Origin of the sequence: Microbulbifer echini (assembly GCF_041447225.1) — a bacterium.
In the GTDB taxonomy this organism is placed as follows: domain Bacteria; phylum Pseudomonadota; class Gammaproteobacteria; order Pseudomonadales; family Cellvibrionaceae; genus Microbulbifer; species Microbulbifer echini.
In genome coordinates, this window is sequence record NZ_JBGMEL010000022.1 from 37,808 (window position 1) to 48,852 (window position 11,045).

Sequence of the window (11,045 nt, forward strand, 5' to 3'; positions counted from 1 at the left end):
GTTAGCCCTCCGAAGTTTGCCCGGCAGCGGCCATACAGTGGGCATAGTGCAACTGTCCCAGAGCAATACCGCCATCGTTTGGAGGTACCTGGCTGTGGCTGTGTACGGTGAACCCGTGCTCACGAAGCAAGGTGGAGGTACTTTCTGTAAGCCGTCGGTTTTGAAAAACACCGCCGGAGAGAAAAATATGAGGCTGACCCATTTCGCGAGCCACGGACAAAATCATCTGCGCCAGGGTATTGTGGAAAACAGCTGCCCGTTGCGGCAGAGACCGGCCCTCATCGTGAATCAAGGCGTTGATGCAGGGCGCCCAGTCTAATTCCCATTGGTCCCCGTGTGCATTGAGGGCGAACGGGTAGCTGTCACCATTTTGAATGCCGCGGGCGCTATGCTCTAGCGCCATGGCCGCCTGCCCCTCATAGCTGGATTGGCTGCAAAGCCCCTGTAGTGCGGCTACCGCATCAAATAAGCGGCCCACACTGCTGCACAGGGGGCTGTTAACTTCCCCTTCGAGCATGGTGATCAGGTTTCGGCGCTCGCTACGGGTAAAGCAACACTTGAGCAACCGGTGTTGCAGGGCGATATAGCCAGAGATCTCGTAGAGTAGCCCCGCTGCGGCACGCCTGGGTTCGCGTATGGCTTTTTCCCCGCCTGGCAGGGGGAAAGTACGCAAGCTGGCAATATGCTCGACCTTTGCAATACCGTCCCAGTAAAGAAATTCCCCTCCCCGTACTATGCCACTGCTGTCGTAGCCAGTGCCGTCCCAACAGACCCCAAGTGCGGCACCGCTGTGACCGTGTTCAGCCATACAGGAGAAGAAATGGGCCACATGGTGTTGCACTTCCAGCCGCGGAGCCCGTTGTTTCAAGGCCCAGCGGTGGGAACTATAACCAGGGTGCTGGTCGTGAATCAGGGTATGTGGCTGGCGCTGCTGCAAGCCGGTGAGGTCTTCAATGGTACGGCCAAAGCGCTCAAAGGCACTGGCGCTGCCCAGGTCGCCAATATGTTGGCTGGGGTAGATCCAGCCGGAGTGCGACAGGGCCACGGTATTTTTCAAGTCCGCGCCCAGGGCCAGGAAAGGTTGTGCCATAGCCTGTTGTGACAGCTTTGCCTGGGTAATGGGCAGGGGAGCATAGCCACGGGCGCGACGCAGCATCAGCGGGCGGTTTTCAACCACACGCAGCACTGAGTCATCCAGCGGCCGGACAATACGGCGGTCGTGCAGAAGAAAGTGATCCGCGATTTTGCCCAGGCGCTCCAGGGCTTCGGTGTTGTCGATGCAGATCGGTTCCTCTGCGAGATTTCCGCTGGTGGCCACCAGCGGAGCGCGATATTTTTCTGCCAAAAGTAAATGTAGCGGCGAGGCGGGCAACATCACCCCCAGTTCTGGCGAGCCCGGCGCCACCTGGTCGTCTATTTTGACGCCAGGCTTGGCCTCCAGCAGCACGATGGGTCTTTCACTCGATGTCAGCAGGCTCGCTTCAAGTTCGGAGACCTGACAATCCCTGCGGACCGCCGTCAATGCGGCATAGAGCAGCGCAAAGGGTTTGTGCGGGCGCTGCTTGCGCTTGCGCAGCGCCCGCAGTGCATCGACGTTGTTAGCATCCACCAGTAGCTGGAATCCGCCCACGCCTTTGATGGCCACAATCTGCCCGTTGGCGAGGCTGGTGAGCGTTTCGTGCAGGGCTTCCTGCTGGATACAGAGCACTTTACCGTGCGCATCGCAGAACTGAAGCTGTGGGCCACATTGTGGGCAGGCGTTGGGCTCTGCGTGGAAACGTCGATCCTCGGGGTTTCTGTACTCATCCTGACATTGCGCACAGAGAGGGAACGACGACATGGCGGTATTGGCGCGGTCATAGGGCAGTTTATCGACAATGCTGTAGCGCGGTCCGCAATGGGTACAATTGATAAAGGGGTAGCGGTAGCGGCGATTCTGTGGGTCCTGCAGCTCCGTTTGGCAGTGCTCACACGGAGCCAGGTCTGGCAACATGAGCGTGGACTGTTCCGCAGCGACCTTACTTTCATGGATTTCGAATCCGGTGCTCGCCTGTGGCGCAAGGACCTCGGTTTTAAGTTTGAGAATCAAACTGTGGGGCGGCTTCTCCAGTGGCAAGCGCTGCAGAAATTGGTCGATATCACCGACCTTCCCTTCAATCTCTATCTGCACACCACCACTGTGGTTGGCGACCCATCCACTTAAAGAACAATTCAGTGCCAGGCGATAGACGAATGGGCGAAATCCCACCCCTTGTACCAGCCCCCTAACGGCTATACGGCGGCGTTCAATACCCATCACGGGCCTCGAACTGCAGGTTTTCCAGGATAATTTCCTGGGCTTCGATGTGGTGGATATCTGTCCGCACTTCAATATCGAGACGCAGCCCTTCGAGGGGAGTGCCGTGAATTGCCTGCTCAAAGTGCTCCCGCAGGTGATCGGCGGAAATATGGGCAAGTGCGCCCAGGCGCAGTTTGGCGCCAATTACTTTGGCATCCTCATCGGCAGCGAGCTGCTGTATCTTTTCAACCAGATTCTTAATCAGGGACTGTTCGTGCATGGCTGACCTCCGTTGTCAGCGTGTAGGAATGCGATTATTGCCTGTTCGGCGCGCTGGGCGCCGGTTTTCACCTTGGGGGTAAGGCGATCACTGCGAGTAAGGTCCTCGGCGCAAATAGCAAAAATGTCCAGGCGACGAGGCAGTGACTGCAGTATTTTGCCCAGTTCAATAGCCTCGCCGAGGTTGAAGCCATGACTGGAGGTACTGCATAAACTGGGCGCGATAAAATCCGCCAGATCGTTGTCGCCAATGATATTGACGCGAACCAAATTGCCGGCGACATACTCATCCGAGAGAAACGCGTCCACAAGGCAGACCTGCCGGCCTTTCCATTCGCCCACCAGGCGAGCCATATCGCCCCCACTCTCCAGGAAATCCACCAAACCTGCGAGACGACTGCGGAGCCTATCCAGTAAATAGGGCCCGACGCCATCGTCGCCCCGGTAGCGGTTGCCAAGGCTGATCAGCAACCAGCGCTCAGGGACTTCCTCGTTGCTCATGTTGCAAATGTAGCTGCAGGAAATGGGTTGAGCAGGAAATACAGGGGTCGTAATTGCGGATGGCGCGTTCACACAATCCCTGTAGGTGTTCCTCGGAGAGGTGCATAAATTTGGGTAGCATCAAGCGCAGGTCATTTTCAATGGTTTTTTGGTTTTGTGAGGTGGGCGCAACAATTTTAGCAAAAGCAATTTTGCCATCCCGGTCGATGCTATAGCGGTGATACAGCAGCCCGCGCGGTGCTTCGGTGACAGCACAGCCGCTGGATGCCCGCGGTTCCGCGGTCAAGTAGGGTTCTCCACCGGCCTGGTATTGATCGATTAAACGCAGGGCTTCCTCGAAAGCATAAAGTACTTCGAAGCAGCGCAGCACAATACTTTTGAACGGATTGTTACAGGGCGGCTTAAATCCCAGTTCCCCGGCTATCCGGCGCACCGGCTCCGAGAGTTGAGGAAAATTCAGGTTGTAACGTGCCATGGGCCCCACGAGATAGGCCCCGCGCTCAATCAACACACTGTGCAGAGCGGTGCTGTGCGGCACCTGCTCCTCACGAAAATGTTTTTCATAATCCTGAGCTGTAATATTTAATCCCCGGTTAGAAATAATTCGCCCCTCATTCATTGGGTACTCGTTGGGGGTAGATAGGGCGACATATTCGTAGGCGTGTTCGCAGTGAGGAAATGGCAGGCGAGCGGCCCAGCGGGCCATCTGCTCGGCCAGCTTGCGGGCTTCGGCCAACTGGGGACGAAGCCCATGCAGGGACGCTAGGCTGGGCAGCCGATAAAACCCGCCCACGCGCACATTGATCGGATGGACCTCCCTACCCCCGATCAGGCGCACCAGAGCATTCCCCGCTTTTTTGATCTCCAGGGCCTGCCGCACAATATCGGGATGATCCCCTGCCATGGCAACGGCACTGGGGTAGCCGAGGAAGTCTGGTGCATGCAGCATGCTGATATGCAACATGTGGCTTTCGATCCATTCCCCACAGTAGAGCATGCGACGCAGGGCCCTTATGGTCTCCGTGGGGACTAGGCCCAGGGCACGCTCCATGGCATGCAACGCACTCATCTGATAGGCCACCGGGCAGATACCGCAGATACGCGCAGTAATATCCGGCGCTTCGCTAAAGTCGCGGCCGCGCAGAAAGGCTTCAAAGAAACGCGGTGGTTCGAATATCTTCAGCTGCACATCGTGTACCGTGTCGTCGTCGTAGCGAATGAAAAGTGCGCCTTCGCCCTCGACCCGAGCTAGGTAATCGACTTTGATCGTCTTACTGTTTCCGCTTGCTGGTATCTCCTTCAAGCTTTATCCCCCCGCTCACGATGCTCACTAACTTCTTTAAAATGTGGCGCTAGTGCATTGAAATTACGAAAGTTTTCTATAACTGTAGACTTGTTAGCACCCAGCTTTTGCTCCCACCAGTGACACAGGGAGTCACTATTGGGGTTTTCCTTGGGACCATAGCAGGCATAACAACCACGGTTGTAACTGGGGCAAAGTGCACCGCACCCGGCGTGGGTTACGGGGCCCATACAGGGCGTACCGTGGGCGACCCACACACAAACATTGTTTTTGAGTTTGCATTCGATGCATACCGAGTGGGGGGCCACCTGGGGGGCTCGGCGATTCAGAAAAGCGCTAATCACCTCGAGCAGCTGAAGCTTGTTGATCGGGCAGCCCTGCAGTTCAAAGTCCACCGAGACGTGGGTGGAAATGGGCGTGGACTCTTTTAGGGTGTCGATGTAGGCGGGCTGGGCATACACCACCGAAGTAAATTCACTGACATCGGCAAAGTTGCGCAGGGCCTGAATACCACCGGCGGTAGCACAGGCGCCGATACATACCAGGAAGTTTGACTGGCGCCGCACTTCCTGAATTCTCAACAGGTCCGCCGGAGTTGTGATGGAACCCTCCACCAGGGAAATATCGTAGGGGCCGTCCACCGCAGCGCTGGAGGCCTCCATGAAATAGGCAATCTCTACCTCTTGTGCCAGCAGCAGCAACTCATCTTCGCAATCCAGTAAACTGAGTTGGCAGCCATCACAGGAGGCGAATTTCCACACGGCCAGTTTGGGCTTGTGGGGCTGCTTAGCTATAAGCTGCGAATCTGCAGCCATGGGCGAATGTCCTCATAGCAAAACACAGGGCCATCCTTACAAATAAAGTTTGGACCCCATTGACAGTGTCCGCAGAGACCGGTGGCGCACTTCATATTGCGCTCCATAGAAAGAGAAATCGCCGACGCCGGCACGCCTTTGCGCAACAGGGCCTGGATGCAAAAGCGCATCATGATTTCAGGGCCACAGAGAAAAGCCACTGTATTGGCTCCATCTATTCGTGCCGCTTGCAGAGGATCGGTGATCACCCCGATGTGCCCAGGCCAAGTACCATCACCGTGGTCCACAGAGATCTCTTGTTCGATCTGCTTGGCCCAACTTTCCAGTTCCTCACGGTAGAGCAATTCGCTGGGGTGCCTAGCGCCATAAAAGAGGCGAACCTTGTTGGCAGCCAACCGTCCTTCCAGGGCGGCATAGATCACTGGGCGCAGTGGCGCCAGGCCGAGACCGCCGGCAATGATCAATAACTCTTTGCCCTTTGCCTTCTGCAGTGGCCAGCCCTGGCCAAAGGGACCTCGCACTCCCAGCGCGTCCCCCTCCCGCAGACACTCCAAGGCTCGGGTCACGTTGCCTTGAGCCCGGATGGTATGGATGAGTATGCTGCCCTCCCCCTCTAGCTCACGACCGCACGCCAATCCGCTAAAGGAAATTGCCGATTCACCCGTACCAAAGGCATACAGCATATTGAATTGGCCTGGGTTAAAACGCATTGGTGGGTTTGTACGGTTCTTTCTCTGAACCTGCAGGCGCAAAGTGAAGGTGCCCGCAAACTCCTCTTGTCGGTGGATCACTTGGTAAATCGATGGCGTCATGTGGCATGGCTCTGAGCTGAAGGCGAGCCATAGATATCCAGCAGCTGGATACGTGCCGATTGCAGGCGCTCAGTGGCAATTTTGGCAAAACGCTTCATCAGCTCGAAGCCCAACTTTGGGTCTTCTTCGCATTTGTTGCGCAAACATTCGCCGCCTAAGCGCAAGCTGCGCACATCTCCCTGAGCGCGGGCATCAAAGGCTGAAATGTAGGGAGGGAACAGCCAAGACCAGCCGAAGATATCACCGCCGTGCAAGGTGAGCAGGCATAGGGCACCGCGATTGGGGACAAATGTCTCAACCGTGACGCGGCCACTGCGAATCAGGAAAAAATGGTTAGCCGGGTTGTTTTCTTGCGCAAGGTAATCCCCATCATGGTAGACACAATTTTCTCCGCACGAGGCTAAAAACTGCAGATCACGCTCCTCCAGGCCGTGAAAGAACGGGTGTTCGTGCAACAAATCGGCAATGGTTTTCACAGTTGCTCCTGACTTCCAGCTTGTTTGCACTCCAGGTCACGGATGCTGCGCACTTCCTCGGTGAGATCGATACCTACCGGGCACCAGGTGATGCAACGACCACAGCCCACACAGCCGGAACTGCCAAACTGGTCCTGCCAGGTAGCCAACTTGTGGGTCATCCATTGGCGGTAGCGAGAGCGGGTGTCTGAGCGAACCGGGCCACCAGTGAGATGGCTAAGGTCCGCGGTAAAACAGGAATCCCAGCGCTCCCAGCGTTCACTATGCTCGCCACTTAGGTCGGTCGTATCTTCAACCGTCGAACAAAAGCAGGTTGGGCAGGCCATGGTACAGTTGCCACAGGAGAGACATCGCTCGGCCACCTTGTCCCAGCTGGGATTGTCGAGATTCCTATAGAGCAGCTCCTTGAGGTCTGAGCTGTCGAAATGGCGTGGCCCTTTACGCATCTCTTCATCCAGCTGTTGCACCCGTCCGTTCGCCAGGTTCTTCTCACGCATTCCCGCTGGGCGTAAAGAAAGCTCGCTCAATATTTGTGCGCCAGACGCCGATCCGCTGCGGATCAAAAAGAAATGCGCTGCGCCCTCGATCACCTCTGTCAGGGTCAGATCACTGGGCAGCTTTACTTCGGGACCAGTATTCATTGCGGTGCAAAAGCAGGTAGCTGCCGCCGAAGTACAGTTCACAGCAACGGTGAAAAGTTGTGCCCGCCTCTGACGATAGTTCTCATTGGTATAGTCTCCCTCGGTAAGAACTCGGTCCTGAATGGCAATGGCATGGAGTTCACAGCTGCGCACACCCAGGAAAGCGAGCTTGGGAGCTGTCTCCTGTATTTCGATAACTTCAATGTCTTGATGTTGCCTTGATGCTTTCCAGATCGGCCTATGCGGTAACTGCAGGTATTTTTTCCAGGAATGCGGCCCTACGGCATAGCCAAAGAAAGCCTTGTCTGTGCGGCGTTTAAGCCGGTAACGCCCACCTTCCTGGATATCGGTCCAGCCCTGGGGCAAATCTGCACTGGACCTAATCTCTCCGTAAGTGATGGCCTTGTCGTTAATGGTGGGGCCAAAGATCTGATAGCCATCTTTGGAGATCGCCTGGATCAGTCTTTCCAGGTCGGATGCATGCAGCAAATAATCCATAGTGCTTATCAAAAATGCAGAGTTATTTTTGGGCATCGTTACTATCTTTAGTCTGACCAATGCACCGCGTATTGAGGTCGTCGTCATTTTGAACAATATTGAAAGTATAGGCAGTACCCCCCAGTCGCGTAGGGAGCTAACGGTGATTACTGTTTTGAATTACCGAGTGACTACTGAAGGGCCAGAAAGGCCTTGGAGACAACAGAGTTCTGTATTTTACTCTGAGAAGATATTCTCAATGCTCTATACAGGGAATGCCGAGGATAATGGACTCTGAATGATTCAAAAAAACATTCAAAGAGCTTGGCGGTTAATAAGAGTGCTCCTGAATAAGCGCAGATATATTTATTTCACACTTTGAATGTTAATGCCTATATCGACAGTACGAACCAATATGCGGAAAGCAGAATCATGGGGTATATTGGTTTAATTGATCAGGTGCTTTGGTCAATATAGAGCTGAATATAATCTGGCTAGTGAGTGATTCGATATTTGTCAAATATCCAATAAAAACCACGGGCTTACTCAGCCATTCCTTTCAAAAAAGCAAGTGCACTGTATGCTTATTTCAAAACCACCATAAGGAATTAGTATCAAACTCTATCGGCGGATAGCGGATAGCGGATAGCAAAAATCGAGTGCCATCAATATTCACTCTTGATATATTCCCAATCAAAGGACGCTACTTAAACAGGCTGGAGATGCCAGGTTGAAAGAACGCAATAATGAGGTTCCCGACATGGAAGGCCCCGAGCTGGCAAAGGGGTGGCTGCGCTGGATCTGGGGAGCCTTAGCCTGCCTCTTTATTCTTGTCGGGGTAATTGGTGCAATCCTGCCAGGGCTCCCCTCAGCCGTATTTATTGTTGCCGGCGCATGGGCAGCCTCGAAAAGCTCTGAGCGCCTGCACCAGTGGATTGAAGAGCACCATCTCTTTGGCCATTTATTGAGAACCTGGCGCAGTGGTTATATTAGCCGGCGCACCAAACTGCTGGCCACCTTAACCATGGCATTGTCTATGGCTTTGGCGGTTCATCATATTGCCAACCTTTACTTATTATCCTTTGCCGTTGCTGGTATTGCTTCTGGATTGTTCTGGGTTTGGAGCAGGCCTGAGCCTAATCGATAAGGGCGCTCCCTCTGCAGAAATAGCTTTGCGCTTTCATACCACCTAATAGGTATTGATTAATTTTGCTTACAACTTAACGGTGAGCAACCGGTATGAATTCGACTAAAAACCCGTGTTTCGAGTTTTATTTCGCATTGTCATAAAAATGGCGGATGAATTGGTTGACTTTACCAAGGATCGGAATATCCTCTGCGCCCTCTCGTTGATTGGGGCGCCCTTGCATCAATATGCTTCTAACCACAAGAGAGTATTAATAGACCTGAACCAGTAGGGTAAGGCCTTTTGACGCAGTTATATTTGGCGAAGTGACAACAATAGGGATGTTTTCATGCAGGAACTCTACCGGGCCCCAGATAGTGCCCTTGGTAACGAACCTTTAATTTATAAGCCAAGTGTACTCTGGAAGATCTTGTTTCTGATTCTGGTCCCGATAGAAGTCACATCTCAATATGAAGCCTTTGCCTACAATGAGTACGATCAGTCAATTTGGTGGCTGATAGCGAGTCTAATCATTTACACTACTTATTTTGTAGGTCTCTTTGGATTAGCTTTTGCCAAAAAAATTGGCACTGTAAGATTTTGGACGTTTTTCCTGCCTGTAATCATTGCTACCGATATTTATGAGTTGGGGACAGTGATTATCACAATGAATATGGCTGTATTAAAAAATCAAATGGCCGTATTGATGATTACACCACTTGCCTTATTTCTTTGGTTTATTATCTTTAGATATCGGAAAGTTTTTCGGTATATAAAATAACGTAAAACACTTTTAATTTCTCGCTTCTCTCAGATATTGATGTAAGCGTGTGCCTGTAAATATAAAAGGGGTCCGTTGATACACTTGGCGTTAGCGAAAAGGGCCAGCGGGCTGTAGGTTAGCTTCCCCACAAACAAGCCAGGAATTCCATAGGAATCCACCCCACCCCACCCCAATCATCCGATCCTGAAAGAACGATACCAGATCGAGGTTCTCAACTGGCAGAACTATTCAGCTCAAGCCAGTGCGCAACAACTCAGTCACTCAAAACCATTTCCCGCAAGCTAACCCTTATAGTGCGGAGAGCGCTCACTGACAGATGCTGCAGCGGCGGCACGGAGCGCGTAATTACACTAAGTGCGATTTCGCCATGAAAGTGCAAATTGATCACCAACTGAAAAACGCAAGCCCCGAACAAGTTGCCAGGCCCTTGTGCACGCACTCGATCAATGGCGCATACGGTGTCAAGAACAGAATGCAGGTGTCTATAGGTAAATACGTTCAAGCCAAAATGTACAAGCCTGGTGTATCCGCTGGATACGGAGCAAGACCACTCCATGGCTGTGTTGCGCGTTATTCAGAAGGGGGTAAAGACACTGAGACAATTATCGGAGCAGGGATAGTCTCCGCCAGAGAAGGCCGGGGACTGGTTGAAGAATCTTTATCGATACACCTGCACAGAACAAATCTTTTCAGATCAGCACCCGGCCCTCACTCGTGTAATCAATCGGGTGGATATAAGCCTGCCAGCTTCCTTTTGGGTAAATGAGAAGCACTTTAGTATTGAACCGGTAGTCTCTCAAATCTCCCTTTAGCCCACATAATTACTTGCTTTCAGAGGGGAATGTCTAACATAATGGCACGCTTTTCTTACTTGGGTCTATACACATCAATGCGAGAGCGCAAACCCTGGAAATGTTATGACGCAATGTAACACCTCTGGAAGTCCATAAAAGATGATCTGAGGCTGTTTTATTTTTGAGAAAGCCCTACATATTAAGATAATCGGATTTTTATTTCTAAAAGGCCCTTAAATCCAGGAAAACCTCCTAATAAACATGAATTTGTTAGATTGCAGGGAAGTGGACTGTGGACATGACGGCCACCATATAAATGTTATGACTCCGTATTGGCCATATGAAAGAGATGAAAATATTAAGGCTGATTTTTGCTAGTTTGGTCTTACTAATTATGTTTTGTGTGATTCTGGGATTGGTTCTCAGTGGGTATCTTTCTGGTGAGATAATGGGCTTCGGAAAGCATAATCACAATGACTATTCTGTTAAGGATGCCCCTCAAGGGTTCTGGATGCATCTAATTACCTGGGTTGGATTCCTTATATATTTCGCCGTGTTGGTGATACGTGACATCATTAAAAGCATATATGATATACGTAATTCATAACAAAGAGCGGCTGTGCACGGCATTACGTTTCCTAGGGAACCTCTGAATAATTCCGAGCCAATTTGGTAGTATTCAGTTATCCGTCAAGGCTACGATAGATCATGCACCAAGTCACCTTTGCCGAAGCAGAATACAATCTGAAGCGCCGTAAA

At 52.2% G+C, this 11,045-nt stretch carries 10 protein-coding genes; 2 read left to right on the forward strand and 8 right to left on the reverse strand.

Annotation, left to right across the window (positions count from 1 at the left end):
- Position 1 precedes the first annotated feature (1 nt).
- Genes hypF through ACCI51_RS17510 form a run of 8 tightly spaced genes read right to left on the reverse strand, consistent with a single transcriptional unit; the run spans position 2 to position 7,603 of the window.
- On the reverse strand, positions 2–2,296 hold the full coding sequence (gene hypF, locus ACCI51_RS17475; protein ID WP_299586883.1) for a carbamoyltransferase HypF: 2,295 nt from the start codon (positions 2,294–2,296) through the stop codon (positions 2–4).
- Positions 2,286–2,558, reverse strand: coding sequence for a hydrogenase/urease maturation nickel metallochaperone HypA (locus tag ACCI51_RS17480; RefSeq protein WP_299586886.1), 273 nt, complete (start codon positions 2,556–2,558; stop codon positions 2,286–2,288). The genes hypF and ACCI51_RS17480 overlap by 11 nt, the downstream gene beginning before the upstream one ends.
- Positions 2,540–3,058, reverse strand: coding sequence for a hydrogenase maturation protease (locus tag ACCI51_RS17485; RefSeq protein ID WP_299586888.1), 519 nt, complete (start codon positions 3,056–3,058; stop codon positions 2,540–2,542). The genes ACCI51_RS17480 and ACCI51_RS17485 overlap by 19 nt, the downstream gene beginning before the upstream one ends.
- The gene (locus ACCI51_RS17490; RefSeq protein WP_371844704.1) at positions 3,036–4,361 is read right to left on the reverse strand and encodes a Ni/Fe hydrogenase subunit alpha; all 1,326 of its coding nucleotides are present in this window, start codon (positions 4,359–4,361) and stop codon (positions 3,036–3,038) included. Before ACCI51_RS17490 ends, ACCI51_RS17485 begins: the two co-directional genes overlap by 23 nt.
- Positions 4,358–5,176 (reverse strand): NADH-quinone oxidoreductase subunit B family protein, encoded by an 819-nt coding sequence (locus tag ACCI51_RS17495; protein WP_371844705.1) that lies wholly within the window; start codon positions 5,174–5,176, stop codon positions 4,358–4,360. Before ACCI51_RS17495 ends, ACCI51_RS17490 begins: the two co-directional genes overlap by 4 nt.
- Entirely contained in the window at positions 5,152–5,988 is an 837-nt protein-coding gene (locus ACCI51_RS17500) for an FAD/NAD(P)-binding protein (protein WP_371844706.1), read from the reverse strand. The genes ACCI51_RS17495 and ACCI51_RS17500 overlap by 25 nt, the downstream gene beginning before the upstream one ends.
- Positions 5,985–6,464, reverse strand: a complete 480-nt coding sequence (locus tag ACCI51_RS17505; protein WP_371844707.1) for a cyclic nucleotide-binding domain-containing protein — start codon at positions 6,462–6,464, stop codon at positions 5,985–5,987. Before ACCI51_RS17505 ends, ACCI51_RS17500 begins: the two co-directional genes overlap by 4 nt.
- On the reverse strand, positions 6,461–7,603 hold the full coding sequence (locus tag ACCI51_RS17510; protein ID WP_371844709.1) for a 4Fe-4S dicluster domain-containing protein: 1,143 nt from the start codon (positions 7,601–7,603) through the stop codon (positions 6,461–6,463). Before ACCI51_RS17510 ends, ACCI51_RS17505 begins: the two co-directional genes overlap by 4 nt.
- A gap of 709 nt (positions 7,604–8,312) precedes the next feature.
- Between ACCI51_RS17510 and ACCI51_RS17515 the strand changes: the two genes are divergently transcribed.
- Together ACCI51_RS17515 and ACCI51_RS17520 are read left to right on the forward strand one after the other, a co-directional pair.
- A complete protein-coding gene (locus ACCI51_RS17515; RefSeq protein ID WP_299586903.1) occupies positions 8,313–8,729 on the forward strand; it encodes a YbaN family protein in 417 nt (138 codons plus the stop codon).
- A gap of 328 nt (positions 8,730–9,057) precedes the next feature.
- On the forward strand, positions 9,058–9,489 hold the full coding sequence (locus tag ACCI51_RS17520; protein WP_299586906.1) for a hypothetical protein: 432 nt from the start codon (positions 9,058–9,060) through the stop codon (positions 9,487–9,489).
- Positions 9,490–11,045: the final 1,556 nt, after the last annotated feature.